Source organism: Streptomyces sp. NPDC028368 (assembly GCF_055565615.1).
The window spans coordinates 56,664-82,590 of sequence record NZ_JBVHTY010000017.1 but is presented as its reverse complement, the minus strand read 5'-3'; the positions used below and the strand labels follow the sequence as shown (position 1 = coordinate 82,590).

23 protein-coding genes and 2 pseudogenes are annotated in these 25,927 nt (G+C 69.2%); 8 read left to right on the top strand and 17 right to left on the bottom strand.

The genetic code is table 11. The features are described from left to right. Window positions 1-757: 757 nt before the first annotated feature. A complete protein-coding gene (locus ACZ4S3_RS32060; RefSeq protein WP_467940575.1) occupies window positions 758-2,188 on the bottom strand; it encodes an amidase in 1,431 nt (476 codons plus the stop codon). Window positions 2,189-2,306: 118 nt separating this feature from the next. Here ACZ4S3_RS32060 and ACZ4S3_RS32055 point away from each other — a divergent pair, with 118 nt between their 5' ends. Beyond that, window positions 2,307-2,891 carry a TetR/AcrR family transcriptional regulator gene (locus ACZ4S3_RS32055; protein ID WP_467940573.1) on the top strand — a complete coding sequence of 195 codons (585 nt, stop codon included), beginning with the start codon at window positions 2,307-2,309 and terminating at the stop codon, window positions 2,889-2,891. Between the two features lie 7 nt (window positions 2,892-2,898). On the opposite strand, the gene ACZ4S3_RS32050 is transcribed toward ACZ4S3_RS32055, so the two are convergent. Beyond that, window positions 2,899-3,735 carry a helix-turn-helix transcriptional regulator gene (locus ACZ4S3_RS32050; protein ID WP_467940571.1) on the bottom strand — a complete coding sequence of 279 codons (837 nt, stop codon included), beginning with the start codon at window positions 3,733-3,735 and terminating at the stop codon, window positions 2,899-2,901. A 113-nt stretch (window positions 3,736-3,848) separates the two neighbouring features. On the opposite strand from ACZ4S3_RS32050, the gene ACZ4S3_RS32045 reads away from it, so the two are divergent. Further along, complete coding sequence (locus ACZ4S3_RS32045; RefSeq protein ID WP_467940569.1) at window positions 3,849-5,057, top strand: CynX/NimT family MFS transporter; 1,209 nt, start codon at window positions 3,849-3,851, stop codon at window positions 5,055-5,057. A 124-nt stretch (window positions 5,058-5,181) separates the two neighbouring features. Here ACZ4S3_RS32045 and ACZ4S3_RS32040 read toward each other — a convergent pair. Further along, window positions 5,182-6,254 (bottom strand): IS630 family transposase gene (locus tag ACZ4S3_RS32040; protein ID WP_467940567.1). Its coding sequence is split into 2 segments (ribosomal slippage): window positions 5,182-5,790 and window positions 5,793-6,254, totalling 1,071 coding nucleotides; the frame shifts between segments, so codons are not numbered across the junction. 117 nt (window positions 6,255-6,371) lie between these two features. On the opposite strand from ACZ4S3_RS32040, the gene ACZ4S3_RS32035 reads away from it, so the two are divergent. Continuing rightward, the gene (locus ACZ4S3_RS32035; protein WP_467940565.1) at window positions 6,372-6,785 is read left to right on the top strand and encodes a hypothetical protein; all 414 of its coding nucleotides are present in this window, start codon (window positions 6,372-6,374) and stop codon (window positions 6,783-6,785) included. A 218-nt stretch (window positions 6,786-7,003) separates the two neighbouring features. On the opposite strand, the gene ACZ4S3_RS32030 is transcribed toward ACZ4S3_RS32035, so the two are convergent. Further along, the gene (locus ACZ4S3_RS32030; RefSeq protein WP_467940563.1) at window positions 7,004-8,221 is read right to left on the bottom strand and encodes an erythromycin esterase family protein; all 1,218 of its coding nucleotides are present in this window, start codon (window positions 8,219-8,221) and stop codon (window positions 7,004-7,006) included. A 58-nt stretch (window positions 8,222-8,279) separates the two neighbouring features. Here ACZ4S3_RS32030 and ACZ4S3_RS32025 point away from each other — a divergent pair, with 58 nt between their 5' ends. Then, window positions 8,280-9,014: a TioE family transcriptional regulator gene (locus tag ACZ4S3_RS32025; RefSeq protein ID WP_467940561.1), complete on the top strand. Its 735-nt coding sequence runs from the start codon at window positions 8,280-8,282 to the stop codon at window positions 9,012-9,014. Window positions 9,015-9,067: 53 nt separating this feature from the next. Here the strand turns inward: ACZ4S3_RS32025 and ACZ4S3_RS32020 are convergent, their stop codons facing one another. Continuing rightward, window positions 9,068-9,676 carry a TetR/AcrR family transcriptional regulator gene (locus tag ACZ4S3_RS32020; RefSeq protein ID WP_467940560.1) on the bottom strand — a complete coding sequence of 203 codons (609 nt, stop codon included), beginning with the start codon at window positions 9,674-9,676 and terminating at the stop codon, window positions 9,068-9,070. Window positions 9,677-9,976: 300 nt separating this feature from the next. Between ACZ4S3_RS32020 and ACZ4S3_RS32015 the strand changes: the two genes are divergently transcribed. After that, complete coding sequence (locus ACZ4S3_RS32015; RefSeq protein WP_467940559.1) at window positions 9,977-11,146, top strand: FAD-dependent oxidoreductase; 1,170 nt, start codon at window positions 9,977-9,979, stop codon at window positions 11,144-11,146. Between the two features lie 80 nt (window positions 11,147-11,226). On the opposite strand, the pseudogene ACZ4S3_RS32010 reads toward ACZ4S3_RS32015, so the two are convergent. Together ACZ4S3_RS32010 and ACZ4S3_RS32005 are read right to left on the bottom strand one after the other, a co-directional pair. Further along, window positions 11,227-11,319 (bottom strand): annotated as a pseudogene (locus ACZ4S3_RS32010) (SAM-dependent methyltransferase); the annotation flags it as partial. A 225-nt stretch (window positions 11,320-11,544) separates the two neighbouring features. Then, on the bottom strand, window positions 11,545-12,339 hold the full coding sequence (locus tag ACZ4S3_RS32005) for an alpha/beta fold hydrolase (protein WP_467940557.1): 795 nt from the start codon (window positions 12,337-12,339) through the stop codon (window positions 11,545-11,547). Between the two features lie 158 nt (window positions 12,340-12,497). Here ACZ4S3_RS32005 and ACZ4S3_RS32000 point away from each other — a divergent pair, with 158 nt between their 5' ends. Next, window positions 12,498-13,394, top strand: a complete 897-nt coding sequence (locus ACZ4S3_RS32000) for a LysR family transcriptional regulator (protein ID WP_467940555.1) — start codon at window positions 12,498-12,500, stop codon at window positions 13,392-13,394. A gap of 61 nt (window positions 13,395-13,455) precedes the next feature. On the opposite strand, the gene ACZ4S3_RS31995 is transcribed toward ACZ4S3_RS32000, so the two are convergent. From ACZ4S3_RS31995 to ACZ4S3_RS31955, 9 genes and pseudogenes are all read right to left on the bottom strand, one after another. Continuing rightward, window positions 13,456-14,301 (bottom strand): urease accessory protein UreD, encoded by an 846-nt coding sequence (locus tag ACZ4S3_RS31995; RefSeq protein ID WP_467940553.1) that lies wholly within the window; start codon window positions 14,299-14,301, stop codon window positions 13,456-13,458. Next, window positions 14,298-14,993: an urease accessory protein UreG gene (ureG, locus tag ACZ4S3_RS31990; RefSeq protein WP_467940551.1), complete on the bottom strand. Its 696-nt coding sequence runs from the start codon at window positions 14,991-14,993 to the stop codon at window positions 14,298-14,300. The genes ACZ4S3_RS31995 and ureG overlap by 4 nt, the downstream gene beginning before the upstream one ends. A gap of 36 nt (window positions 14,994-15,029) precedes the next feature. After that, window positions 15,030-15,704, bottom strand: a complete 675-nt coding sequence (locus tag ACZ4S3_RS31985; RefSeq protein ID WP_467940549.1) for an urease accessory protein UreF — start codon at window positions 15,702-15,704, stop codon at window positions 15,030-15,032. A gap of 118 nt (window positions 15,705-15,822) precedes the next feature. Further along, window positions 15,823-17,562, bottom strand: a complete 1,740-nt coding sequence (locus tag ACZ4S3_RS31980; RefSeq protein ID WP_467940784.1) for an urease subunit alpha — start codon at window positions 17,560-17,562, stop codon at window positions 15,823-15,825. A gap of 20 nt (window positions 17,563-17,582) precedes the next feature. Next, window positions 17,583-17,981 (bottom strand): urease subunit beta, encoded by a 399-nt coding sequence (gene ureB / locus ACZ4S3_RS31975; RefSeq protein WP_467940547.1) that lies wholly within the window; start codon window positions 17,979-17,981, stop codon window positions 17,583-17,585. 74 nt (window positions 17,982-18,055) lie between these two features. Then, a pseudogene (gene ureA / locus ACZ4S3_RS31970) lies at window positions 18,056-18,373 on the bottom strand (urease subunit gamma); the annotation flags it as partial. 970 nt (window positions 18,374-19,343) lie between these two features. After that, complete coding sequence (locus ACZ4S3_RS31965) at window positions 19,344-20,801, bottom strand: ATP-binding protein (protein ID WP_467940545.1); 1,458 nt, start codon at window positions 20,799-20,801, stop codon at window positions 19,344-19,346. Next, window positions 20,798-22,474, bottom strand: a complete 1,677-nt coding sequence (locus tag ACZ4S3_RS31960; protein WP_467940782.1) for an NAD(P)/FAD-dependent oxidoreductase — start codon at window positions 22,472-22,474, stop codon at window positions 20,798-20,800. The genes ACZ4S3_RS31965 and ACZ4S3_RS31960 overlap by 4 nt, the downstream gene beginning before the upstream one ends. 279 nt (window positions 22,475-22,753) lie before the next feature. Next, on the bottom strand, window positions 22,754-23,185 hold the full coding sequence (locus tag ACZ4S3_RS31955; RefSeq protein ID WP_467940543.1) for a hypothetical protein: 432 nt from the start codon (window positions 23,183-23,185) through the stop codon (window positions 22,754-22,756). A gap of 150 nt (window positions 23,186-23,335) precedes the next feature. Here ACZ4S3_RS31955 and ACZ4S3_RS31950 point away from each other — a divergent pair, with 150 nt between their 5' ends. Next, entirely contained in the window at window positions 23,336-24,097 is a 762-nt protein-coding gene (locus tag ACZ4S3_RS31950) for an SDR family oxidoreductase (RefSeq protein WP_467940541.1), read from the top strand. Between the two features lie 196 nt (window positions 24,098-24,293). Next, complete coding sequence (locus ACZ4S3_RS31945; RefSeq protein ID WP_467940779.1) at window positions 24,294-25,376, top strand: alpha/beta fold hydrolase; 1,083 nt, start codon at window positions 24,294-24,296, stop codon at window positions 25,374-25,376. Between the two features lie 21 nt (window positions 25,377-25,397). Here ACZ4S3_RS31945 and ACZ4S3_RS31940 read toward each other — a convergent pair whose 3' ends face one another. Next, window positions 25,398-25,733 carry a hypothetical protein gene (locus ACZ4S3_RS31940; protein ID WP_467940539.1) on the bottom strand — a complete coding sequence of 112 codons (336 nt, stop codon included), beginning with the start codon at window positions 25,731-25,733 and terminating at the stop codon, window positions 25,398-25,400. Between the last annotated feature and the right edge of the window lie 194 nt (window positions 25,734-25,927).

Genomic DNA, 25,927 nt, shown 5'->3' with positions numbered 1-25,927 from the left:
GGGCCCCCGGGATTTCCCGGGCTCACAGCAAGCCCCAGCGATTCCCAGGTGGTGCGCACTCCCGGTGGGGGCGCCCCCGCACACCGCATTCGACCACACCGCATCGAGGAACAGCAGTTGACCCCGTACTCCCTGGCGTTCTACATGGACGTCGTCACCACCGGCACCGTGCTCGGGGTGCGTCCCACAGACTCTCCCGACCGCGTTACTGAGCTTGTGGGCGTGATGTCGTAGGGGGCTGACAGGAGTTGGCCGCCGCGGTAGGCCCAAACCATGAGGTATCCGCAAGGTGGCGGTCTGACCGCTGAGCGGCGGTCGCACGTTGGGCTGCCGGATGCACGGGGGGACGACCGGAATACGAGCGAAACCTACACTGAGTGCCGAGTGAGCTAACAGAAACCCCATCTGACCTGCTTATTTACCGATTTCCAGGGGTTCCGAACCGGTCTCACCTCCTGGAATGACCTACTGTGCCCTGCACTCCGGAACACGCAGTTCCTCTACCTGGGCGCGGCCCTCCTTGTGGACCGCGGCCAGGCGCTTGCAGAACATGGTCGCCACCTCGTCGCGGGACGCGGTACGGCATTCGTGGATCAGGCTGATCGACAGCGTCCACCAATGTTCCTCGCCGCCTTGCGCAGGCCCCGGCGTCGGTGGCCCTGAGAGGCGGCCTCTCCATCCCGCGGCCGAGACTGGCCGGAGCCCGTCGGCGGTCCGGACGGTGCGGGGCCGGCCGATCGGTTGAGGCGGCCTGCCCTTACCCGCGGCCGACGCGCTCTGCGCACGGATCGACCGGGGTGAAAACGCCGAGCCGGTCCTCGATCGCCTGGGCCGCATCCAGGCAGAGATCTTCCCGGAACGAGCGCCCGACGATCTGGACTCCGGCGGGGAGCCCGTCGACCACCCTGGTCGGTACGGCGACACCGGGCACGCCCACAAGGCTGGTCACGGAGCACAGACGCATCCCCGAGGTGACCCGCTCCCTGCCCGCTCGGTCACGGGACTCCAGCCCCGGTTCGACCGGCGGCTCGGTGAAGACCGGGGCGAGCAGCAACGGGTGTTCGTCGAGGAATTCGGCCCAGGAGCGGCGGATGTTCAGCCAGGTTCCCATCAACTTCATGAGCTCGTCCGCACTCACCGGCGGGGTCTGCTCCATCATCATCGCGATGTAGCGGTCCCCGCCCTGGCCGAGGAGCGTGCGCACCGCGGGCCAGTTCGGGGCGAACTCGGTCATGGTGATCCGGTTGTACGTGTCCAGGGCCTCGTCCAGCCGGGGTACGTCCGGCACTTCGCGTACGTCGTACCCGGCGTCGCGCAAGGCGTCGGCCGCAGTCTCGACGGCCACGCGGACCGTGGGGTGGACGCCGTGTCCGCCGGGGTCAGCGACGACCGCGATCCGCAGCGGCCCGGCGAGCGGTTTGCCGTACACGGGGACCGGCACGGCTCGCGGGTCCCGGGGATCGGTTCCGGCCAGGATTTCGTACGCGATCCTGAGGTCGCCCACGCTTCGGGCCAGCGGACCGTCGGTGACCAGCAGCTGCGACGCCAGCCCGGGGTCCTCCGGGCCGAGGATGCGGTGGTCGGCGGGGAAGCGTCCGGTGGTCGGCTTCAGCCCGGCCACACCGCAGAACTGGGCCGGGATGCGCACCGACCCGCCCGAGTCGTTGCCGAGCCCGAGGGCTGCCATGCCCGTGGCGACGGCCACCGCGTCACCTCCGCTGCTGCCGCCAGGGGTTCGGGTGCTGTCCCACGGGTTGACCGTGTCGCCGAACAGCTCGCTGCGGGTGTGCATCCCCGCCAGGATCAGGGTGGGGATGTTGCTGTGCCCGATGGGGATGGCCCCGGCCGCGCGCAGCCGGGCCACAGGCGGCGCGTCGGCGGCTGCGACGAGGTTGCGGAAGCGCTTCACGCCGAACGTGGTCGGCACGCCTTCGACGGCGGTGCTCTCCTTGACCGTGAAGGGCACGCCCGCGAGCGGTCCCAGCGTCTCCCCGGCGGTCCGGCGGCGGTCCGTGTCCGCCGCGGCCTCCCGGGCGCGCTCCGCCAGGAGCTGTGTCACGGCGTTCACCTGCGGGTTAACTGCGGCGATGCGATCGAGGTGACTGTCGATCAGTTCGACGGCGGAGACTTCCGCAGTGCGTACGGCCCGCGCCTGCCCGGCGGCTGTCATCTTCCAGAGGGCTTCCATGGCTTTCCCGTCTTCCGAACACGTACCGATGCTGTTGCATCGGAAAGGTATCCTGAAACCGATACGAGCGCATCGATTAATTCGCCGGCAGAGATCAGCGACAGGAAGGCAGCCGACTATGCCCCGACAGGTGGACCACCCGGGCCGACGCCGTCTCATCGCCGAAGCCGTCTGCCACCTCGCCGACGAGCACGGGCTGGAGGGCGTGACTCTGCGGGACGTCGCCGTCCGCGCGCAGGTGTCGATGGGCGCCGTCCAGCGGTGCTTCCACACCAAGGAGGAAATGCTCGTGTTCACCCTCGGGCACATCGGCGGCCGGATCAGTGAACGCGTACAGGCCCGTCTGGTCAGAAGCCCGGCCCAGTCGGCCGGCTCCGCCCTCGGTCACGCGGCCGACGAACTTTTACTGCTGGGGGAGGAACTCCGGGCCGAGGCCAGGGTCTGGCTCGCCTTCGTCGCGCAGGCGGCGGTCAACAAGGCGCTGGCCACGACGCTTAAGGCGAACTACGCAGAGTTGGAGAAGATGTTCACCAGGCTTCTGGCGGAAGCCGGCGCGGACGCCGACCTCGATCCACGGCTTGGCGCCCGTACCCTGCTCGCACTGGCGGACGGCCTCACCGCGCACGTTCTCATCGGTCACCTGACCCCCGATGAAGCGCACGACATCCTCCATACCCATCTGGCCGGCCTCTGGACGTCATGAAACCGGTTCACGAAAGGGACCGGAGTCGCCCGTGCGCCTGCCGCTGGAGTTGGTCCAGGGCTTCGGCCGTCTGATCGCCGGCCGGGAGGAAGACGACGATCTGCTGTGCGTCCGCGGTGAGTTCGAGGGTTTCCCGGAGCAGCCGGAGCTGGTGTCCGGCCGGGTGGCTGAGCCGGAGCACGCCGCGGCGTGGCATGACGTGGCGGTTCAGCCGGCGGGTGAAGTCGGGCCCGGCCACGGGGGCGAGTTCAGCGGTGAGCCATTCGAGGTTCTCCAGGGACGGCGCCTGCCACAGGTCGAAGGTCTGCTCGTCCGCGACGTCATCCCAGTCGACGAAGAACGCCCGCGCACGGGGGTCGGTGAACAAATAGCGGTTGAGGTTCGGCTGGGCGGCGTCGAGCAGGCCGGTGCCGTTGGTGATCAACTCGAAGCCGCCGGAGTGGGCGAGGACATCACCCAGCCGGTTGGTCACGATGGCGACGCCGGGTTCGAGAAGGCGGAGCGTCTGAAGGACGGACGGTCGCACGTGCCGGGACGGCGGCACGGGCCGGATGCGGACGGAGCATGCGTCGCCGGTGATTTTGGCGAGGTAGCGCAGGTGGTTGCGTTCCGCGGGATCGAGGCAGAGCGCGTCGGCGAGTACGTTGACCACCGCCGGGGACGGATTGCGGTCACGGCCCTGTTCGATACGGGTCAGGTATTCGACGCTGATGCCCGCCGACGTGGCGAGATCCAGCCGGCGCAGCCCGGGTGACCGCCGGCGGTCACGGCCCGGCAGTCCGAGCGTTTCAGGCTGGAGCCTGTCCCGCTTGGCCCGGATGAAATTCCCCAACGGTGTCCCCATGCGGACAGGGTACGAAGGTCTCTTTCGTTTGTGCGGTGCTGAGCGTGGCCCTGCCGGGGCCAGCCTGAACACGGCCTCGTTGTCCGCCGCGGCGTGACTTGATGATGGCCGGCATGAAGAACAATTCGACACCGCGTTCCGGTCGGGTGCTGCTGGTGTGGGGACTGCTGGTGGTGGCGGCCAACCTGCGGGCGGGGCTGACCGGGGTCGGGCCGTTGCTGGACCGCCTACAGGACGATCTGGGACTGTCCCCAGCCGTGGCGGGCCTGCTGAACACCTTGCCCCTGCTGGCGTTCGCGGCCCTGTCGCCGCTGGTTCCCCGGCTGGCCGCGCGGTGGGGGGCCGAGCGGCTCCTCGGGGGTGCGCTGGTGGCGCTGGCGCTGGGGATCACGGTCCGGTGGCTGCCGTCGGCGGCCTGCCTGTTCGCGGGGACCGTGCTGATCGGGGCGGGCGTCGCGGTGGGCAACGTGCTCCTTCCAAGCCTCATCAAACGTGACTTCCCCACCAGAGTGGGGCTGCTGACCAGCGCTTACGCGACGGTGATGGGCGGTGTCGCCGCCGTGGCGTCCGGGGTGGCGGTGCCGATCGGCGACGCCGCTCCCGGCGGCTGGCGTACGGCGTTGGGTTGTTGGGTCGTGTTCGCGCTGGTGGCCGTCCTTGTCTGGCTTCCCCAGACGCGGGTTTCGCGGCCCGCCACGCAGGCGGTCCACGGGCTCCGGTTGCCATGGGGGTCCGGACTGGCGTGGGCGGTCACGGCGTTCATGGGACTCCAGTCGCTGGGTTTCTACGTCGTCGTGACGTGGTTGCCCCAGGTGTTCCAGGACAACGGCGTCAGTGCGGCCGGAGCGGGGTGGATGCTGTTCCTGTACCAGGTGGTTGCGGTGCTGACCAGCCTGGCGGTACCCGGTGCGTTGCGGTGGGCACGTGACCAGCGGGCGCTGGCGGCGGGCTGCTCGGCGGTCCTGCTCCTCGGCTACCTCGGTCTGTTCGCCGCACCCGGATGGGCGTTGCTGTGGAGTGTCGTCCTCGGGCTGGGCGGCGGAGCCTGCCTCGTCCTCGCGCTGGCGTTCCTCAGCCTGCGCGCCGAGGACGCGACCGTGGCGGGCGGCCTGTCCGCGATGGCGCAGTCGCTCGGCTATCTGCTGGCGGCCGTGGGACCGGTGGTCTTCGGGCTGCTGCACTCCGTCAGTTCGGGCTGGCGGGCGCCACTTGCGCTGATGTGCCTCGCTGCGGCCGGTCAGACGATCGTCGCGCTGGCGGCGGGTCGGGGCGTGGTACGGGCGCCGGACATCCAGATGGCCGTCTCACATGTGCCGCGGTGAGCCGCAGGTTGTTCTCCCACGTCTCGATCTGCGGGCCGTCGGCGGCCACCACGTTCCCGTCGCCCTGGATCTCGGCCATGTCCAGCCGTGCGTACTCGTTGCTGAGCTTGTGGGCGTGATGGCGTCAAGGTGATCGGGTCTGTGGCAGTCCGGTTGCGGTGAGGCATCCGTCGATCAGGTCGCTGCGGTATTGCAGCTCCCGGAGGCCGTGGCGGAGGTGACGGACGAACTGATCAGGGTCAGTGAAGGCGGTGTTGGCCTGGGAGCTTCGCCGTAGCAGGGACCAGATGCCTTCGACCGGGTTGAGGTCGGGCGCGTAGGGCGGTAGGTGGAATGCGGTGATCCAGCCCTGGTCCGCGATGAAGTCGCGCATCCCGGCGGCGCGGTGGGTGTTGAGATTGTCCCAGACGAGGACGAGCGGGGCGCCGAGCTGCTGGTGAGCCGTGATGAGGAGGTCGCGGAAGTCGGTCCAGGCGAAGCTGCGGCGCTCATTGGTCTTGTGGTCTTTGTGGAGCATGGGCCGGTAGATCAGACGGGAGCGTTCGCCGGGCCGGTAGCAGCACAGAGCGGCCAGGGAGACTCTGCGCCGGGACCGTCCGCGGACCCGGACGATCGGGGTCTGTCCGCGCCTGGACCAGGTGCGGGAGGTAGGCGGCGTCATCGAGAAGCCGGCCTCGTCTTCGAAGACGAGGTAGGCCCCGAGCGCCGCCGCGGTGCTTCCGCCTGCGGCCACGTGTCCTTCACCCATCCGGCGATTGCTTCCTCGTCGTGCTCGAGGGCGCGCTGGGCCGGGACTTGGTGGCTCCAGCCGTGGCGACGCAGCATTTGCGCGATGGTCGAGAGCGTGATGGTCTTGTGGAACCGGCGTCCGATGAGCGTCTTGATTCTGGCCAGGGTCCAGGTCTGGTTTTTCCAACCGTGCGCGACCGGCCCTTTGCCCAGCTCTTCTTCCAGGACCGCGAACAGCTTTTCACTCAGCTTCGGCCGGGCCGCCGAGCCCTTGGAACACAGCGCAGTGTCCCCGCTCTCCTGCCAGGCCCGGCGCCAGCGTTGCACCGAGCGCACACTGACCCGCAGTTGCTTGGCCACCTTCACGTTGTCCTGCCCAGCGGCGAACATCTCGGCCGCCTCCAGACGGATGCGCTCACGAAATGCCCGCCGCTCAGCGGTCAGACCGCCACCTTGCGGATACCTCATGGTTTGGGCCTACCGCGGCGGCCAACTCCTGTCAGCCCCCTACGACATCACGCCCACAAGCTCAGTAACGAGGTCCTGGGGTCGGACTTCGGTGAGAACAACTTCGGCGACCGCAACATGTGCCGTGACTACGGCCTGGCCGAGTTCTCCTGGGACCGCGCGTGCGCCGACCACCTCTGGTCGGGCCACCACTTCACCTTGCAGGTGCACAGGCTCGCCTACTTGGGCGGCACGCTAGCCAACGAGGCGCTCCGCGCCCGCTACGGGCGGTTCACTCCCAGGCTTCGGTTTGAGAAGCTGCGGCGCCTGCTGCAGCGGCGCGGCGTCCCCCTGCTGGAGATCCCGGAAATCCCAGCGAACGCACCGTACTACCGGACGTTTTGGCAGCCCGATTCCCAAGTGGCTGTCTCCGTCATCGGTATCTACGGCGAGTACAGCACACCGGACAATCTACGAGTCGGCGACGTGTATCGCATCCATGCCCCGATGACGGCCGACGAAGTGGAGTGGCGAAGGGCCCGGGTCGGGTAGCGCGCGGGGCGGCTTGCACCGTCAGGCAACTTCCCGACGGTCCGGCAGAGTTCCAGCCGTCACCCACCGAGCGCACTTCACGAAAAGTGAGCCAGACTGAGTTCGGGAGGCGCCGGGTAGCCGGTCGCGCCGGTCGTGCAGGGCGGCCTCCAGCGGCTGCAGCCCGCCGGCGCCCGCACCTGGGCGATCAGCGGGCTATGCCGCGGCTGATGGTGGCACTAGCTCTGCGGGACGTCCTTGACGAACACGATGCCGTCGCAGTCCGCCAGGTGGGCCGGGTCAAACGGGGCGTAGCCGAACCAGGGGGATACGCGAGGCGCGGGCCGCGTGTCGTCGAGGGCGGTGGCCAGCCGCGGGGCGTCGATGACGTAGCGGTCCTCCGGGAGCGCGTACAGGAGTCCTTCGACGGTGTCCGGCGGCGGCGTGTCCACTCCCTGGTGCCGGATCGTGCCGAGGGCCGTGGACACGAAGGCGTACCCCTCACCGAGCCGGGCGCTCACGAGCGCACCGGCGCTCCACCACTCCACCGCCCCCTCCCACATCTGCATCGTGCTCTTCTCCCGCTGGAGATGGGAGTTGTGGGCGTGGATGAGTGCCGGGCCCCGAGCGGCGACGGCAAGGAGGTTGTGGGCCATCATCAAGTCCCGCAGCGCGCACAGCCGCGTCATGCGGGCCGGTGAGGTGTCGGCCATCCAGTAGTGGTAGCGCAGCAAGCCGGTCGCGGTGCGCCCGTACAGGCATGCCCGGTCCCAGTCGTCCCGCGAGGTCGCCGCGAGCAGGTGCGGCATCTGGGCGTCGAGCAGTGCTACCAGATCGTCGGCGAGCAGCCGCAGTTGGCCGGCCTCGGCCGACTGCCCCGTGGACTGGGACGGGTCCATCATCGCGGCGGGATTGGTCCACCGGTCGTCGGTGCCGAGCAGGCGGTCGAGTGTGTCCGCGGTGCAGGGGAGCAGGTCCGCGTCCACCCGGGCCGCGAGGTAGCCGTGGAGTGCGGTCAGGGCCTGCCGGGGGCTCGCGGCGTGGGTGATCTCCAGCGGGCCGTCGAAACCGGCGAAGCGGAGCCGCTCGGACGGGGGCCGACCGTCGTTGTCGGCGCGGACGTTGTACGCCCGTATCCAGCGCACGAGCTCGCGGTTGGCCGCGGAGGTGCCCCAGCCGTGGCTGATTCCCTGCTTCATGACCTCGTCGAGAGTGCCCGTGCCCGAGGTGACGTAGTCGTCCACGACCAGGCCCATCATGCAGTCGCTCTCGATCGCGATCGTCCGGTAGCCCTCCTGCTCGACGAGCTGCCGGAAGAGCTCGTTGCGCAGGTCGAGCAGAGCGTCCTCGCCGTGGGTGGGCTCGCCCAGGGCGAGCAGCCGCGGCCGGGCCGGAAGCAGCCTCATGACGGCTGCGGCCTCGACGGCATGGGCGGTGTCCTTGATGTCAGTAGCCATGCCTTCAACGGTATCGTTGAACCTTCGGTTGAAACTTTGCTGCGATATTGGTGGTCTCATGGGACGAAACCTTCAAAGTGGGGAGCGGCTCAGGCCGGTTGATCTGGCGCGCGGGCACGGTCTGTCCACGCAGGCGATCAGGAACTACGAGGAGGCCGGCATCCTTCCGGCCGCCGGGCGCACACCCCACGGCTACCGCACCTATACCCCGCTGCACGCGCGGGCCCTGCGCGCGTTCCTCGCCCTGGTGCCCGGCCACAGCCACCAGACGGCGACGGCGATCATGCGGGCCGTGAACCACGGCGCGGTCGATGAGGCATTCCGCCTCATCGACGAGAGCCACGCCCAGCTCCTCGACGACCGGCGGACCCTCCAAGCCGTGGAGAGCGCCCTCCGCGACCTGGACCCCACCACGGCATCCGAACCCGACGCGGCGGTGTCCGGGCCCGGCGGCACGTTCATCGGGCCGCTGGCAGGGAAGCTCGGAATACGGCCCGCGACGCTGCGCAAATGGGAGCGCGCCGGCTTGGTGCGCCCGCGCCGTGACCCGCTGACCGGGTACCGCGTGTACGACGAGGTCGACGTGCGGGACGCCCGGCTGGCCCACCAGCTCAGGCGGGGCGGCTACCTGCTGGAACAGATCGCCCCGTTGATCGCTCAAGTGCGGGCGGCCGGCGGGCTGGAGCCGCTGGAGGCCGCCCTGCACGACTGGCGCGGCCGGCTGTCCGCCCGCGGGCGCGCGATGCTGGCCGGGGCCGCCGAGCTGGAGGCGTACCTCCGCGAGCGCGGATGAGACTTCGGCCGCCGGCCGAAGAGCGGCTGCCGGAGGAGCACTTCTGGTCGCGGTTACCCGTCCTGACCGGGACGGTCTTCCTGTCGCGCCAGGGGCGTGGTGGCCCAGCCGTGTTCCACCAGGGCGAACAGGTCGCGCATGGTCCGGGCCGGGTCTTCGCCGGCGCGGGCGATGCTGGGGGCTTCCAGGGCGAAGCGTGCCAGGCCGGTGACGGCGGGGGCGTCCGGGGCGAGCCCGGTGGCATCGGCGAGGGTGGCGGCCAGTGCCTTCTCGTGGCGCGACCACATGCGCCGGGCGTAATCCCGCAGTGCGGGGGTGGATTCGACGAGGACGAAAGTGGGGTCGTCGGTCCGCACCACGGTTCGGGTGTGCACCATGTGGTCGCGAAGGGCATGCAGCACGGGCTGACCGGGGGCTCGGTCCCGAACGGCGGCGACCAGGGCACTCTCGACGTCCGCGTCCAGGTCGAAGACGAGGGCTTCCTTACTGGGGAAGTGCTTGAAGAGTGTGCTCAGCGAGACATCGGCCGCCTCCGCCACCTCGCGTACACCGACGTTGTCGAAGCCGCGTTCGGTGAACAGCCGCACCGCGGCATCCGCCAGTGCCTGCCTGGTCTGGGCCTTCTTGCGCTCGCGGCGCCCTGTCGTTGTCGTCTCGGCCATGCCCCCACCTTACCCGCTTGAGGCAATTCGATCGCAAAGGCGATCGGATAGAAAGTCGGAGTCGTTGCACTTTTAGAGCGGCTGTGTTTCTGTTGATGGTGAGCCTGACAGGCACCCAAGTGCCGGAACCCGGGGCCGCGTTCCCACACCGGAACGACTGATCTGCCATGCCCGGAATCGGTCCGTCGGAAGGCGCCGAAGAAGGATCTGCGCTGCACACCGGCCGCCCCGCCCCATGCACCAGGGCAGCACCACAAGACACCAGCACTCTCTTGATCCGTAGAACGGAGCGTGACTCTTATGTCCACCACCCCTCGCATCGCGATCGTCGGTGCCGGCCCAGGCGGCCTCGTCTGTGCCCGCGTCCTGCAGCAGCACGGCGTGCCGGTCACGGTCTTCGAGCATGAGGCCACCCCCAACTCCCGCTCGCAGGGCGGCACCCTCGACATCCACGAAGACACCGGCCAGATCGCTCTGCGCGCAGCCGGACTGTTCGACCAGTTCCTCGCCCTGTCCCGGCCCGAAAGCCAGGAGTGGCGCCTGTACGACCGTCACGCGACCCTGATACGCCACGACCAGGCCGACGAGGACGATCTGAGCAGGCCCGAGATCGACCGCGGCCAGCTGCGCACCCTCCTGCTGGACTCCCTCGCCCCCGGCACGGTCCGCTGGAGCCACTCCGTACAGGCCGTCATCCCGCTGCCCCACGGCAACGCCCGCCTGCACCACCACGACCGCACCGCCGAGGACTTCGACCTGGTCATCGGCGCCGACGGCGCCTGGTCCCGGGTACGCCCCGCGCTCTCCGACGCCCAACCTTCCTACGCCGGTGTCACGATGGTGGAAGCCCACTTCGATGACGTCGACCACCGTCACCCCGGCATCGCCCACCTGGTCGGTGACGGCACCATGTCGGCCAAGGCAGGTCGCCACAGCCTGGTGCTGCAACGCAACAGCAACGGACACGTCCGCGCCTACATCACCTTCCGCGGCCCCCAGGACTGGCACGCCGGCCTCGACCTCGCCGACACCGAAGCCGTACGCGCCCGCCTCCTCGCCAAGTACCAGGGCTGGGAGGAGAGTTTGCTGGCCATCCTGCGCGACAACGAGGGCGGTTTCATCAACCGGCCCCTGTTCGTCCTTCCCGTTCCCCACATGTGGCAGCGCGTTCCCGGCATCACCCTGCTCGGCGACGCCGCCCACCTGATGCCGCCCGTCGGCGTCGGCGCCAACCTCGCCCTGCTCGACGGTGCCGAACTCGCCCAAGCCGTCATCGGCCACCCCACCATCGACGGGGCCCTGGACGCCTACGAAAGCGTCATGCTGCCCCGCGCCCTCGACAACGCCAAGACCGCCCAGCAGATGCTTACCACCCTCATGCCCGACACCGACTCCGACGACGCCGCCTTCCCCGACACCCTCTGGCCGGCCGGCGCCCTCCCTGACCCGGGCCCCACTCCCAGCAGCTGAGCCCGGCCGACAATGCACCGCCCCTCGACGCCCGCCAACGGGACGGTCCACCTCGAAGAGCCGCAGCAAGGCAGGGAGGGCTATGCGCGGCGTCCCCACGCGGAGATCATCGGGGCGGTGGCCAGGTCGAGGCTTCCGGTGGCGACGTTCGCCAGGTGGCGGTCGATCTCCTCAACTCGCTGAGGGCGTCGAATCGGATCCCTGCCTCCGATTGCTGGTTGTCGAGCAGGTAGCCGCGATCCGGGTCGTGATCAGCCATGTGGCGATTCTGACAGAGGGGCAGTCGGGCCGCGGAGGCTGGGCTCTGGGCTCTGGGCCCTGGGCCCGCGGTCTCCTGGAACAGGGCGTCCACGTCGCGCGCCTCAGGGACCGGGTGGTCATGCCGTTGCGGACTCTGGTTACGCGGTGGCGCGGGCGGCCTGGGCCATCCGCGCGAGCGCGGCGCGCAGTGCGGTGTTGAACCGGTCGGGGAGCTCCTGGTGTGGCATGTGGGCGGCGCCGGCGATCACGCTTACCTCGGCTCCGGGCGTAAGGGCGGCGCAGGTCCGGGCCACCTCCAGGGGGATCGCGGCGTCCAGCTCACCGTGGAGGTAGTGGATCGGCACCTGCAGTCCGGGCAGCGTCGGGCGCGGGTCGTAGCCGTCGGCGGTGGCCTGGTGCTCGTCGATGTAGACGCCGGAGTCCAGGATCTGGCGGACCGTCCAGTCGATGAGCGCGGGCGCGGTGCCCGGTGCGTACCATCCCGGCACCCAGCCGGCGACCGTACCGGCCCGGTCGTGGCGCAGACCGGCCACGAGCTCCGCCTGTGCCTGAGCCATTGTCGACGGCCAGTACCCCGGCGCGCCCACCGGGACCACCCCGGCGATCAACTCAGGTCGCCGCACGCCCAGTTCAGTGGCGAAGGCCCCGCCGATCGACGAGCCGATGACCACCGGCCGGTCCAGCCGCAGCGCGCCGATCAGCGCCACCAGGTCGCTGACCACCCCGGCGGTGGTGTTGCCCCGGACCGGACGGGCCGACCGCCCGCAGCCCCGCCAGTCGACCGTGACCACCCGGTGGTCCCGGGTGAAGTCGGGCAGCTGCGCGCCCCAGGTCCGGCCGCTGGTGCCCCAGCCGTGCAGGAACAGCAGCGCCGGGCCCGTCCCCTCGTCCTCGTAGTAGAGGGTGGTGTCGTTGACGTCCAGGTTCGGCATGGCGGTTTCCCCTCGCCTCGTGGGCCCTTGCGGGCCGCGCGGTTCGTGATGTTCCCAGCCAACCGCGATCACCTCCGCCGGCCAATGAGCGATCCGCGCCTACACTGATCGCGAACGGTGATCAATGCTGGTCACAGCGGACAGGGAGACCGGGGGCCATGGAGCTGCGTCAGCTGCGCTACTTCCTCACCGTGGCGGAGGAACTGCACTTCGGCCGTGCCGCCGAGCGGTTGCACATCGTGCAGTCCGCGGTCAGCCAGCAGCTCCGCCGGCTCGAACGCGAACTGGGTACGGAGCTGTTCGCCCGCTCCACCCGCGTCGTCCGGCTCACCGAGGCCGGCAACCGGCTCCTCCCGTACGCCAGGGAGATGCTCGCCCTCCAGGCACGCGCGCGGGAGGCCATCGACGAACTGCGCGCCGAACATGCCGCGACGGTGCGCCTCGGCACCAGCTCCGGGCTCGGTGCCTGGCTGGACGCCGTACTCACCGCTTTCACCCGACATACCGGCCACGCCCAGTTGGAACTCGTCACCAGCAGCACCGAGGAACGCCTGGCGCAGGTGCGGGCCGGTGACCTGGACGCCGCCCTGCTGCGTGGTGAACGGACCGACCCTGGGCTGGAGTTCCTGCCGCTGTGGCAGGACGCGCTGATGGCGGCGCTGCCCGCGGGCCACGAGCTTGCCGCGCGGGAGACCCTCCCACTGGCCCGGCTCGCGGAACTACCGCTGCGGCTCTCCCCTCGCTCCCGTAACCCCGCACTCCACGACCTGGTGATGCACTCCTGCCGGGCCGCCGGCTACACGCCCGTCCTGGGCCCGGAGTTCACCAACGACCAGGACACCCTCGCCGCCATCGGCTACGGCAAACCGTCCTGGACGGTCTTCTACGCACCGCACGCCGAACAGCTGCCCGTTCCCGGCGTGGTGTTCCGCCCCCTGAGCGACCCGGCGCCCGTCATGCAGACCTACCTCGCGGTGCGGAACGGTCCGCCCCGGGCTGCGCTGCGTGCCCTGATCGAAGCCTGCTACGAGGCAGCCGAGGGGGCCCGGGCGTAGGGCCGGCGGCAGATCGAGGTATCGGGTCCGGCCGACACAAGAGGCGCAAAAAGTCAGGCCACTACGGCCGAGGATCAGGCCGAGCGGGCACTCCCGTTGCTTGGTGGCCCCGTTCCAGTAGGCGTTGGAGAGTGCGGTTGTCGGCTGCCGTCACGGAGATGAGGACGGCGGGGCCGGCGAGGGGTGTGAGGACGGCCTCACCCTGGTCGGAGTCGGTGGAGAGGATTCGGGGTGGTGGTTTGTGGTGGGTGAATTCGGGGGTGACGATGAGGAGCTGGCCGGTCATGCGGTAGTCCGCGAGGACTGCCGGGCCCGACCACCCGGGGGCCCCGGGGCCGAGAGAGAGCTCCTGGTCGAGCAGGGGGTGTTCGGCCAGTCGGACGGTCAGGCGGGTGCGCAACCGTCCTGGGGGTTCGTTGGTGCGGCCGAGTACCTGCTCTTCTCGCAGCACCAGTCGGGCCCTGGGGGCCAGTTCTGCGCGGGTGGTCGTCACCAGGTCGCTGTCCACGACGGAGATCAGCGGATCCGGCCGGTAGTGCAGTTCGGCGTCGTCGTCCACGCGGAGCAGCACGTCGTTGGTGGCGGTGCCGCCGTTGGGGCCCGGCAGGGCGAGGGTGGCGCTGATCGTGTCGAGGTGCAGGCGTGCGCCGGTGCGTACTTCGATGTGGAGGCTGAGCCGGTCGCCGCCGAGCGGTGCGCTCACGGCGCCGGTGAGGGCGACCCGGGCGTAGGGGCCGGGGGCGTTGAGCCGGCGGGGGATGAGGGCCCGTCGTCCGTGCAGCACGGGCAGGGCGGTGCCGCCGCGCGGGTCGGGGACGGCGACGATGCGCGCGGCGGAGGAGACCCCTGGAGCAGGTGCGGCAGGTGCCACCGTGTGAGGTGGGGGCTCGGGGGGTGCGAGGGTCATGCGGCGTCCGTCGTCCAGTCGGCCAGGCGTGCGCGCACCCAGTCGGAGACGGGCTGGATACCGGCCTGGGTGGTGAGCGTGGTGAAGGCGACGGGGAGTTCGCCGCGCTGTGCCTTCGCGTCGCGTGCCATGCCCTCCAGGTCCGCGCCGACGTAGGGGGCCAGGTCGGTCTTGTTGATGACGAGGAGGTCGGCGGTGGTGACGCCGGGGCCGCCCTTGCGCGGAATGTCGTCCCCGCCCGCCACATCGATCACGAAGATCTGGAAGTCGACCAGGCCCTTGGAGAAGGTGGCGGTCAGGTTGTCACCGCCGGACTCCACCAACACCAGGTCCAGCGGCCCGACGGCGTCCTCCAGGTCCTCCACCGCCTCCAGGTTGGCGGAGATGTCATCGCGGATGGCGGTGTGCGGGCAGGCGCCGGTCTCCACCGCGCTGATCCTCTCAGGGGGCAGCACCGCCTCCCGCAGCAGGAACTCGGCGTCCTCACGGGTGTAGATGTCATTGGTGACCACCGCGATGGACAGCTCCTCGCGCAGCGCCCGGCACAGCGCCGCAACGGTGGCGGTCTTGCCGGTGCCCACCGGCCCGCCCAGGCCGATGCGCAGCGCCCGGCGGTTCCCGTCGGGGCGCGTGGGGTCGGCGGCGCTGTAGGTGTGCCGCTCGGGGAAGGTCTGCGAGTGGTCGAGGTGCATGGGCGCTCCGGTGTCTCGTGGTCGGTGCGGGCGGAGTCAGGAGGCGAAGAGGCGTACCGGCCAGGCGGCGTGCTGCTCGGCGGTGAGGTCCAGCAGCGGCGCCGAGGCGGCGGGCAGCGCGTCAACTCCTTCCAGCGGTACGCGTTCGGCGGCCTGCGCGGCCTGCGCGGCGACCCGGTCGAGGTCGTCGGCCAGGCGCGCGAGGACGGCGGTGGCCTCGAAGGGGTCCAGGCTCAGCAGGCGTACGACGGCGGTGGCCGGGCCGCTGACGTTCTCGTACGCCACCGCGTACGCGGCATCCAGCGGCGCCAACCCGGCCGAGCGGGCCGCAAGCCCCATCACGACGGGCTGATGGGCGCCGCGCGGGCGGGCCGCGGCCAGCGCGTCCAGCTCGGCCGACGGCCAGGTCGCGCGGGCGGCCCGCATCATCTGCCGCCCCAGCCTGCGGGCCACAAGCCGCAGGGCGGGGGAGGGGGTTCGAGCGTCGGCGGCCTCGTCCAGCAGGAGCGGATCGCAGCCGGATGCCGCGGCGGCGGCCAGGCCCGCGCCGACCAGCCCCGCGGTGTGCAGCCGGCCCCGGCAGAACGCCTCCAGGGTGGGGGTGTCCTTGATACGGCCCGCGGTGACGGCCGGTTCGGCGCCACCGGAGTGCGCATGCCCTCCGGCGGGGAACCGGCCATCAGCGAGCACCAGCAGTGCCGCGCGGCTCATCGCGATTCCCTACGGTGAGTGCGGTGGTGGCAGTGGTGACGGTGGTGGCAGTGGTGGTGTCGGTGGTGACTCGTCGGCAGGTTCGCCGCAGTCCCAGGGGCGGTGTTCACAGCAGCCATCAGACGATGAAGTACCGCTGGGCGAGAGGAAGTTCCTTCAGTTCGTCCTCCGGGCACATCTGCTCCACATCCACGCCGTCAATGGTGACCTTGAAGTTGTCGGCGTTGACGACGATGTCCGGCCTCGCGTCGTTCTCCTTCATGTCGGCCTTGGTGATCTTCCGGGTGTCCTCGATCACGTGGAACGGCTTGGCCACGCCGAGGTCCTGCACCAGGCCGCCATTCCTCAGCGCGAAAGGCGTGACGAAGTTCAGCGAGAGCGACGCCGGCGCCCGACCGACCGCGCCGTAGGCGGGACGAGGCAGCACGGGCTGCGGGGTGGGGATGGAGGCGTTGGCGTCGCCCAGCTGCGCGTAGGCGATTTGCCCGCCCTTGATGACCAGGTGTGGCCTGACGCCGAAGAACTTCGGCTCCCACAGCACCAGGTCGGCGAGCTTGCCCGCTTCCACCGATCCGATCACGTTGTCGACGCCGTGGGTGATCGCCGGGTTGATGGTGTACTTGGCGACATAGCGGCGTACCCGGTGGTTGTCGGAGGAGCTGGTGTCGCGGGCCGCGGCGCCGATGCGCTCCTTCATGACGTGTGCGAGCTGCCAAGTACGCAAGATGGTTTCGCCCGCGCGCCCCATCGCCTGGGCGTCCGAGGACGTCATCGACATCGCGCCGAGGTCGTGCAGGATGTCTTCGGCGAGCATGGTGGTCGGCCGGATCCGCGAACAGGCGAAGGCCAGGTCTTCGTCGACCTTCGGGTTGAGGTGGTGGGCCACCATGAGCATGTCCAAATGCTCTTCCGCGGTGTTGTACGTGTACGGAACGCTCGGATTGGTGGAGGAGGGCAGCACATTGGAGCAGCGGGCCATGGTGATGATGTCCGGGGCGTGCCCACCGCCCGCACCCTCGGCGTGGTACACGTGGATGCCCCGGCCATCGATCGCGTCGAGGGTGCTGCCTACATAACCGGCCTCGTTCAAGGTGTCGGCGTGCAGGGCGAGTTGGGCTCCGCTCTCCTGGCACACCTGTAGCGCGGCGTCGATGGCGGCGGGGGTTGCCCCCCAGTCCTCGTGGATCTTGAACCCGAAGGCTCCGGCGCGCAGTTGGTCGCGCATCGACTCCTTGTTGACCGTACTGCCTTTGCCCGTCAGGCCGATATTGACCGGGTAGGCATCCAGCGCCTCGAACATCCGGGCCAGGTACCAGGCCCCTGGAGTAACGGTGGTGGCCTTACTGCCCTCGCCGGGTCCGGCGCCGCCGCCGATGAGGGTGGTGACGCCGGAGCCCAGCGCCTCGGGGATGACCTGCGGGTCGACGAAGTGCACATGCGTGTCCACGGCACCCGCGGTGAGGATCTTGCCGTTGCCTGCGATGATCTCCGTCTCGGGCCCGATGACGAGGTCCGGATGGATTCCGTCCATGATGTCGGGGTTGCCGGCCTTACCCAGCGCGACGATCCGGCCCTCGCGGATGCCCACATCGGCCTTGACGATGCCCCAGTGATCGACGATCACCACGCCGGTGATGACGGCGTCGGGCGCCCCGTCCTTACGGCTGAGCAGGGACTGCCCCATGGACTCGCGCAGCACCTTGCCGCCGCCGAAGACCGCTTCGTCCCCCGCCAGTCCCGGTCCTCCGGAGAGGTCCTTCTCGATGCGGATCCACAGATTGGTGTCGGCAAGCCGGATGCGGTCACCGGTCGTCGGGCCGAACAGCTCGGCGTACTCGCGCCGGGGCATCGGCTTCAGCCTGTGCCGGGAATTCTCTGTCATCGCTCCGCCCCCGATTCCGTGCCGCCGTCCACCGATTCCGTGCCGCCGTCCACCGCTTCCGCGTAGCCGCCCACCGGTCCCGCGGTCTCGCCACGCAGCCCCGGCACCACCCTCTTGCCCACGAGCGGCACAAGTTCGATGTCGCAGTCCGCGTTGGTCTCGAAGCGCTTCGCCGTTCCCGCCGCGATATGCAGTCGCAGCCCGCGCGCCGCGCTGCGCGGCAGCTCGTCGTCCCCCGAGAAGAACTTCAGGCTGTGATTGACCTCGGCGAAGTGGTAGTGGGAGCCGACCTGGACGGGCCGGTCCCCTTCATTCTTCACTTTCAGCACCGTCACCGGCTTGCCCTCATTGATGACGATATCGGGGCCGTCGCACTCGATTTCTCCAGGAATCACGATTGCGCTCCCGCGGCCATCGAGGTGGGCTCGGGTTCAGGGCCGGGCAGGTCCACCAAGCTGCGAGGCACCAACTCGCGTACGGAGCACAGCTTGCTCCCGTCAGGGAAGGTCGCCTCCACCTGGAGGTCGCGGACCATCTCGAAGACGCCCTCCATCAGTTCCTCGGGCTCGAACAACCGGCCGGCATCCTCGGCCAGGTCCAACACCGGCTTTCCCCGGCGCGCCCCTTCCATGATGTAGCGGCTGATCAGCGCGACCACCTCGGGGTAGTTGAGCTTTACGCGCTCGGGGTGGTGGAACCTTTCGGGATCCTTCGGCCAACGTTTCTCCGCGATGTCGGCGGCTACGTAGATGAGCAGTTTCTCCTGCTCATGGGGGGTCAGATGCATCCACTCCACCTTGTGGTTTGTCCGGCCCGCCATGGCGCCGCAGCGGGTGCGCGAACGGTATGGGGAGCACGCGGGCGCAGCACACCCCACCGGCACGGAAAGTGGTCATACGCCCTACGGGCTCCTCGCCGTCTGCTATGAGGCAAGGTGCCGTGGCCGGTTGGACCGGGAGGGGTTATCAAGACCGTCACCGGCAGGGGGCGGCCGGGGCGGGACGGCCGCGGGGCCGTGCGTACCCGGCACCCTTCCGGCGGAATGTCCTTTATTTCGCCTATCACCGAAATTTTCGGCCGATAGAGATGACCGGTTACCGCCGTCACGCCCGGACTGATTCGCCCACGAACGGGTGAATTCGCAGGTCGCGCGGCTGCTGTGAACGGGGATACCCCGCCGCCGGCGGCCAGTTGATCTGCGTCGTGTGGCCCATGATTGTGGGCCGGTTGACAGCAGAAGGTCGATTTTGTCGACAGCCGGTTCAGGGTCCGGATGCGCCGGCGACGGTCTGGCGGGTGACCATGCCCTATACGGAGCGCATCGCGCGTGGGTGCCCACGCGCCACCCTCGGCGCACTTCCCCAGGGCCTTGGCTGTGGAGTCGGAATTGAGGGCGAGTTTCCCGCCGGGCCACCGCACCACGACATCGTCCGCCCGTCCTCTGGCGCCACCGCCGCTACCGAAGTCAGGTCTTGTTTGCTGCGAGGAGCTTCTTTTCGGCGTGCAGGCCGGTGCCGTCGACGTTGGGGTAGAGGCTGACGTGGCCGTCGGACCAGCGGACGATGAGGTCGTCGGCGCGCGAGGTGCCGCCGGTGAAGCGCCCCGCGGTGATCTGGGCCGCACGGGTCCAGGCGCTGCCACGGGGGCGTAGCCGGATCTCTTTCCGATGCTCTCGTTGTCGAAAAGAAGGTAGCCGCGCTCCCCGGGTGCCCGGTGGCCCGCGTGGGGGACCGAGGGGTCGATTCCGTTCCGGGAGCTCATGACGGTTCCTGTGAGGGAGGGGGGTCGGCGGAGGCCAGCGGGAGGCGTACCTGGAAGCGGGTGTCGCCTGGGACGGAGTGGAACCGCAGGTCCCCCTGGTGTTTGTTGACGACGATGCGCCATGAGATGTCCAGGCCGAGACCTGTGCCCTCACCCACCGGTTTGGTGGTGAAGAACGGGTCGAAGACGCGGTCGCGGATCTCCTCGGGGACTCCGGGACCGGTGTCGCAGAACTCGACGAGTAGATGGTCTCCATCGCGCGCGGTGCGTACGGTCAACGTGCCCTCGGCGCCCGTGCTGTTCATCGCCGAGACGGCGTTGTCGATCAGATTCGTCCATACCTGGTTGAGCTCGCTGGGGTAGGCCGGGATCTTCGGCAGGCTGCGGTCGTAGTCCTTGACGACCGTGATGTGGGGGCCGATCTTCGCGGACACCATCAGCAGGGTGCTGTCCAGCAGTTCATGCACGTCGGCGACCTGGTGGGGCGCTCGATCGAGTTGCGAGTACTGCTTGGCCGCGGTGACGAGGGCCGAGACGCGGTTGGTCGACTCCTCGATCTCGTTCATCAACAGTTCGGATTCGACGGTGTAGTTGAGCCACCGCACGGCACCTGCGAGGGTGTCCCTGTCCACGGTTGCGGCGATCTGGTCCAGCCAGTCGGTGTCCAGGCCCGCCTGTACGAAGGTCGGCGCGAGCTGCCATCCGTCCCCGATGCCATGGTCGTCCAGCCAGTCGGAGATGGTGTCCTCCCGGTCCGAGGCTTCCAGCGGGCTCAAGGTGGTGGCCTTGGCGACGCGCTCGGCCGTGCGTTCTTGGACGTCGACGAGTGTCTCCAGGCTGTCGCGCCGGTACGGGCCTGCCGCGATGATGCCGAGCTTGTGGCGCATCCCGGCAACACGCTCGCGGAGCGCGGACGTGGCGCGCACGGCCGCGGTGGCGGGGTTGTTCAGCTCATGGGTCAGCCCTGCGGACAGCGACCCGAGAGCCAGGAGCCGTTCCCGCTGGCCGACGGCCTCCTGGGTGCTCTTGGCGCCGAAGAAAAGGCCTTCCAGCAGGTGCACGGCCATGGGAAACCACTCGCGCATGATCGCGGCGAAGGTCTCCGCGGGCAGCACGAAAAAGCGTGAGGGTTCGACGACCCGCAGGGAGCTGTTGTACACCTGCTGGAGGCGGTCACCCAGGTAGGCCTGGAAGGCTCCCGCGTACACCCCGCGGCTGGAGCTCCGGTTGATCTCCACGTCGTAGTCCCCGATCCGGCGCGAGAGAACGAGGGTTCCTTCGAGCAGCACGTAGAAGCATGTGGCGGCGTCGCCCTCCCCGTACACGGGCCCGGGTTCGAACTCCTCCACACGGCCTTCGCGGCAGAGCAGGGCGATCTGGTCGGGGGCCAGCTTCTCGAACAGGAACAGCGAGCCGAGTTCCTCCTGACTGCACGGCATCGGACGGCTGTTCATGACTGCTCCAGATATCGGTGGACGAGCATGACCGCCATGGCTCCCTCTCCTACCGCGGAAGCGACACGCTTGGCGGACTCGGCGCGGGCGTCTCCGGCCACGAACACGCCCGGGACGTTTGTTTCCAAGTGGTAGGGCGGCCGGTCCAACTCCCAGTCGGCCGGCGGGCGCCCGTCCGTGGTCAGATCGGGGCCGGTCAGGATGAACCCGCGGGAGTCCCGGAGCACCGTGCCCTCCAGCCAGTCGGTCAGCGGGGCGGCGCCGATGAAGACGAACATCCACTGGGCGTCGACGAGTTCGGTGTGGCCGGTCGCTGTGTCGCGCAGGGTGATCTGTTCCAGTTGACGCGAGCCGTGGGCGGCGTCGACGACCGTGTTGGTGCGCACGGAGATCGTGGCCGTCTCCTCGACCTGCTGGACGAGGTAGTGCGACATCGACGTGGACAAGGACGGCTTACGCACCAGTACGGTGACCGACTTGGCGCTCCGGGCCAGGTATATCGCGGCCTGGCCGGCGGAGTTCGCGCCGCCGACGATGTACACGTCATGGCCTTCGCACGCGGCCGCTTCGGTCAGGGCCGAGCCGTAGAACACTCCGCAGCCGGTCAACTCGGTCACGTGGGGCGCATCCAGCTGCCGGTACGACACACCGGTCGCGAGAATCACGGAGTGCGCGGCGACAGCGGAGCCGTCCGAGAACCGGACGACGCGCGACGAGCCATTGATCTCCAGCCCGGTGACCTCGCGCGCGGTCAGTATCTCGGCACCGAACTTCGCCGCCTGACGCCGGGCCCGGTCGGTGAGCTGCGCCCCGGACACTCCGTCCGGAAAGCCGAGATAGTTCTCGATACGCGAGCTCTGGCCCGCCTGGCCTCCGGTCGCGGAGCGTTCCACGAGGACGGTCCGAAGGCCCTCGGAGGCCCCGTACACCGCCGCACCCAAACCGGCCGGTCCGCCGCCGATGACGACGAGGTCGTAGAAGTCGGTTGTCGGGGTCGTCGCGAGGCCGACCCGCGCGGCGAGCTCTTGGTCCTCGGGCTCGATGAGGGCCGTGCCGTCCGGAGTGATCACAAGCGGGAGCCGCAGGCCCTCGTGGCCCGCGGCGCACAGCAGCCGCCGGCCTTCCGGATCGTCGGACGAGTACCAGCGGTACGGCACCTGGTTGCGGGCCAAGAACTCCCGTACGGCCGATGAACGCGCCGACCAGCGGTGCCCGACGACCTTGGTGACGGCCACCGGCCGGTTGTCGGTGACCCGCCAGGCCTGCAGTAGGTCGTCGAGGACCGGGTAGAGCTTCTCCTCGGGCGGCTCCCAGGGCTTGAGGAGGTAGTGGTCGAGGTCGACGACGTTGATCGCGTCGATGGCCGCGTCGGTGTCCGCGTACGCGGTCAGCAGCACCCGCCGGGCGCCGGGATAGATGTCGAGAGCCTGCTCGAGGAACTCGATGCCGTTCATCTTCGGCATCCGGTAGTCGGCCACGATCACCGCGACGGGGCCGCCGCGCAGCTTCAGCTCGCGCAGGGCGGCAAGCGCGGACTCGCCGGACTCCGCGCGCACAATGCGGTACGACTCGCCGTAGCGTCGCCGCAGATCACGGGCGACAGCGCGCGACACACCCGGGTCGTCATCCACAGTCAGGATGACGGTCCGCGCCGGACCGGCGGCCTGATCCATAGGCATCCCGTCCCCGAGTCGATCGCCCTTCCGCACCGACTTCACGTGCCTGCCTGGCACGCCAGTGCGCCAGTAATGCCCATTTTATGGGTAATTTTCATGCTTCGCCTTGCTGTGCAAGATCAGGAGTGCCGCTCCCTGCCGATAGCTGCTGGGGACGCTCCCGCCACGCGGCGGCGTGACGGTGATCGTCGTGTGGCTGCCGCCACATCGCTGGGCCACCGGTTCCGGAGCGCCGGCCACGGCGGGCGCCCCTATCGCCTCCATCCCCGCGGTGTACTAAGTGCAGTCGTTGCCGTTCCCACCGGTGACGGTGACGGTGACGGTGACGGTGACGGTGACGGTGACGGTGACGGAGAAGGCGAGCGGGCGGCCCACGGGCAGTACCGCTCGGAGACGTCCCGCCAGGCCGTGCCGGTACGGAAAGCTTCCCCACGAACCCGTTGAGCACGGTGCGGTCATCCAACCGCTTCCCATGGCGGCGTCGATGCCGAGGCCCCACACGCCCGGCCGGGACGGAGCCGGCCGGATCGCCCGCTCGCCGCTGCCGCACCCCGTGCGTCCGTGAAGGCCGAAGTCCTCGGCGTCCAAGGCCCGTTGCCGGGACTGGTGGTCCATCAGGCCGCAGCGGCGGTGGGTGAACTCGCCGTGGGCGACGCCGTTCATGCAGCCGTCGGCGCCGAGTGGATCGGCCCTGGACCTGCATCTCACCTCCTCGGCCTCGACACCGGAGAACCGGCCGACAGGTGATCAGTGGCCTGAAGCGCGACGATAGGAGCAGATCCGATATCCGGAGGTACGGATGACGGGCAGCGAACCGGAACCTGACCGTGACACGGCCCCGAGCGGGGACGCATCGCCATGACTGCCGCACCCAGCGATCCCGGCAGCCCTCGTCGGCCCGATCTCGCCGACCAGACCGTCGTGGTGATCGGCGCCAGTGCAGGCATCGGACTCGAAACCGCCCGCCAGGTACGGGGCGATGGCGGCAAACTGGTCCTGGTCGGCCGCAATCCCGAACGGCTGCAACACGCTGCGGACGAACTGCACCCGCTCGGCACGGCGGCGTTCGATGCGACCGACACCGACCGTCTGCAGCAGTTCTTCCAGGACCTGCCTGGGCCGGTCGACCACGTGATGGTGACGGCCGGCAGTCCTTCCTACCGTCCCCTGTCCGGCATGGATCTCGCCGCCGCACGCGATGAGTTCGGCCAGCGGCTCGCGCTGACGCTCGGTGTCGCCCTCTACAGCCGCGACAAGGTCCGAACCGGGGGCACGCTGCTGTTCATGGGAGGCACCGGCGGCCGTCGCCCCGGTGTCGGCATGACCGTCATGTCCGCCCTCACGGCCGCGCTGCCCGCCCTCACCGCCAACCTGGCGCTCGAACTGGCGCCGATCCGGGTGAACCTCATCGCTGCCGGGTTCGTCGACACACCGCTGTCCGCCTCGCTCCTGGGCGATCGGCTCGATGCGCGGCGTGAGGAGCTGCGCGCCACGCTTCCCATCCGACGGGTCGTCGGCCCGGCCGACGTCGCCGCTCTGGCCGTCCACCTCATGTGCAACGACGCGCTCACCGGCGGCACATACGACATCGACGGCGGCCAGCAGCTCCTCTCCCGCTGACTGCCCGGGGCAACAGGGCGCGGCACCCGGCTCCACCGCCGCCGGCCCCTTGTGCAGTCGCGCAGCCTTCGGCCGATGGCCTGACGTTCCCGTGACCGGCGAGGTGACGGCTGCGGGACCGGGTAGGGGAATTCGTGCGTTCACCGTCGACGCAACCCGACTGCCGGGCGGCCGCGGTTTCACGGGAAGCATGGAGATGATCAGCAGGCGAACCTTCGGAAAGGTCGTCGGTACGGGAGCGGCCGCGGCCTCGGCGTCCGGCCTTTCCCTGGCATGCTCGACTGCCAGGTCCGGCGAAAACAATCATGTGCCGCCGACCGCCGAGCAGGGAAAGGAAAAACCAGGGACGGCGTCGTCCTTCGGATCATTGAAGCAGGTCAGGGCCGGCGTCCTGAATGTGGGATATGCCGAATTGGGCCCGGTCCATGGCCCAGCAGTCGTTCTTCTGCACGGCTGGCCTTACGACATTCACAGTTACGTCGCTGTCGCGCCTTTGCTGGCGGGTAAGGGATACCGGGTCATCGTTCCGTATCTGCGGGGCCATGGCACGACGCGCTTCCTTTCGGGCGGGACGTTCCGGAACGCGCAGCAGTCGGTATTTGCTCTCGACATCATCGCTTTGATGGATGCGCTGCGGATCGACAAGGCGATCCTCGCAGGTTACGACTGGGGATCGCGGACGGCGGACATCATCGCGGCGCTCTGGCCGGAGCGGGTCAAGGGCTTGGTCTCCGTGACCGGCTATCTGATCACGAACCTGGAAGCCAACAAGAAGCCGTTGCCGCCGAAGCTCGAGTGGGTGTGGTGGTATCAGTTCTACTTCGCCACGGAGAGAGGCCGGCTCGGCCTCGAACAGAACCGGCATGATCTGGCGAAGCAGATCTGGAAGTTCAATTCCCCGACATGGGCTTTTGATGACGCCACGTTCGACCGCACCGCGGCAGCGTTCCGCAATCCGGATTACGTCAGCATCGTGATCCACAATTATCGCTGGCGGTTGAGCCTGGCCAAGGGCGACCCCCGTTACGACGGCCTCGAAAAACGCCTCGCCGCAAGTCCCGTCATCACCGTGCCCACGATCACCCTTGACGGCGAGGCCGATCCCTTCACGCCTGCGGGCGACGGCTCGTCCTATCGCGATAAATTCACCGGCCACTATGCGCACCGAACCCTGAAGGGTATCGGTCACAATGTGCCGCAGGAAGCGCCCCGCGCCTTCGCACAGGCCGTCGTGGACGTCGACCATTTTCGCGCGGCCGGGCGGACGTCATCTCCATGACGGCGGGGTCGCGGGCCCGCCTCAGCCAGGGGTGAGCACGGAGCGGAATTCCTCCGCGGCGGTCAGCAGGGCGTCTCCCGCGAAGCGAAGTGCGGTCACCACCGCATGACGAACGGTGGGTTCGATACCGATCTCGAGGGCGACACCGATGACGACGACGGTGGTGATCCCACAGCCGCGCAGCGCGCCGCGCCGGATGTCGAGCCATGTGCCTTCGAACGCCGACAGACAGAAGACGACTTCGGGTTCGCCGTCCTCGGGTATGACGTTGCCATCGGCGATCGCGCAGATAGGGGCAAGCGGCCTTTCCGGGCGGCCTCCAGCAAGGTCACTTCCCTGTGAGCGGTTCTGGTGCATGTCACATTGAGTGACAGCGAACAAGAACGAGCGCCTGCACATCAGGTAGTGCGGGCGCTCGTGGGCTGAGCTGAGTGGCGGGGAGCGGCAGACGGCCAACGGACAGGTATGAACGAACGACCCAGATTCGACAGCACTCGTTCAGTGCCTCGGGGAGGCGCCCCCACCACCCGGTGTTCGATGTCGATCGATCC

Excerpts from the sequence above, each read along its gene's own strand:
- ACZ4S3_RS32060 (WP_467940575.1), bottom strand. The coding sequence starts at position 2,188 with ATGGAAGCCCTCTGGAAGATGACAGCCGCCGGGCAGGCGCGGGCCGTA.
- ACZ4S3_RS32055 (WP_467940573.1), top strand. The coding sequence starts at position 2,307 with ATGCCCCGACAGGTGGACCACCCGGGCCGACGCCGTCTCATCGCCGAA.
- ACZ4S3_RS32050 (WP_467940571.1), bottom strand. The coding sequence starts at position 3,735 with ATGGGGACACCGTTGGGGAATTTCATCCGGGCCAAGCGGGACAGGCTC.
- ACZ4S3_RS32045 (WP_467940569.1), top strand. The coding sequence starts at position 3,849 with ATGAAGAACAATTCGACACCGCGTTCCGGTCGGGTGCTGCTGGTGTGG.
- ACZ4S3_RS32035 (WP_467940565.1), top strand. The coding sequence starts at position 6,372 with ATGTGCCGTGACTACGGCCTGGCCGAGTTCTCCTGGGACCGCGCGTGC.
- ACZ4S3_RS32030 (WP_467940563.1), bottom strand. The coding sequence starts at position 8,221 with ATGGCTACTGACATCAAGGACACCGCCCATGCCGTCGAGGCCGCAGCC.
- ACZ4S3_RS32025 (WP_467940561.1), top strand. The coding sequence starts at position 8,280 with ATGGGACGAAACCTTCAAAGTGGGGAGCGGCTCAGGCCGGTTGATCTG.
- ACZ4S3_RS32020 (WP_467940560.1), bottom strand. The coding sequence starts at position 9,676 with ATGGCCGAGACGACAACGACAGGGCGCCGCGAGCGCAAGAAGGCCCAG.
- ACZ4S3_RS32015 (WP_467940559.1), top strand. The coding sequence starts at position 9,977 with ATGTCCACCACCCCTCGCATCGCGATCGTCGGTGCCGGCCCAGGCGGC.
- ACZ4S3_RS32005 (WP_467940557.1), bottom strand. The coding sequence starts at position 12,339 with ATGCCGAACCTGGACGTCAACGACACCACCCTCTACTACGAGGACGAG.
- ACZ4S3_RS32000 (WP_467940555.1), top strand. The coding sequence starts at position 12,498 with ATGGAGCTGCGTCAGCTGCGCTACTTCCTCACCGTGGCGGAGGAACTG.
- ACZ4S3_RS31995 (WP_467940553.1), bottom strand. The coding sequence starts at position 14,301 with ATGACCCTCGCACCCCCCGAGCCCCCACCTCACACGGTGGCACCTGCC.
- ureG (WP_467940551.1), bottom strand. The coding sequence starts at position 14,993 with ATGCACCTCGACCACTCGCAGACCTTCCCCGAGCGGCACACCTACAGC.
- ACZ4S3_RS31985 (WP_467940549.1), bottom strand. The coding sequence starts at position 15,704 with ATGAGCCGCGCGGCACTGCTGGTGCTCGCTGATGGCCGGTTCCCCGCC.
- ACZ4S3_RS31965 (WP_467940545.1), bottom strand. The coding sequence starts at position 20,801 with ATGAACAGCCGTCCGATGCCGTGCAGTCAGGAGGAACTCGGCTCGCTG.
- ACZ4S3_RS31960 (WP_467940782.1), bottom strand. The coding sequence starts at position 22,474 with ATGGATCAGGCCGCCGGTCCGGCGCGGACCGTCATCCTGACTGTGGAT.
- ACZ4S3_RS31950 (WP_467940541.1), top strand. The coding sequence starts at position 23,336 with ATGACTGCCGCACCCAGCGATCCCGGCAGCCCTCGTCGGCCCGATCTC.
- ACZ4S3_RS31945 (WP_467940779.1), top strand. The coding sequence starts at position 24,294 with ATGATCAGCAGGCGAACCTTCGGAAAGGTCGTCGGTACGGGAGCGGCC.
- ACZ4S3_RS31940 (WP_467940539.1), bottom strand. The coding sequence starts at position 25,733 with ATGCACCAGAACCGCTCACAGGGAAGTGACCTTGCTGGAGGCCGCCCG.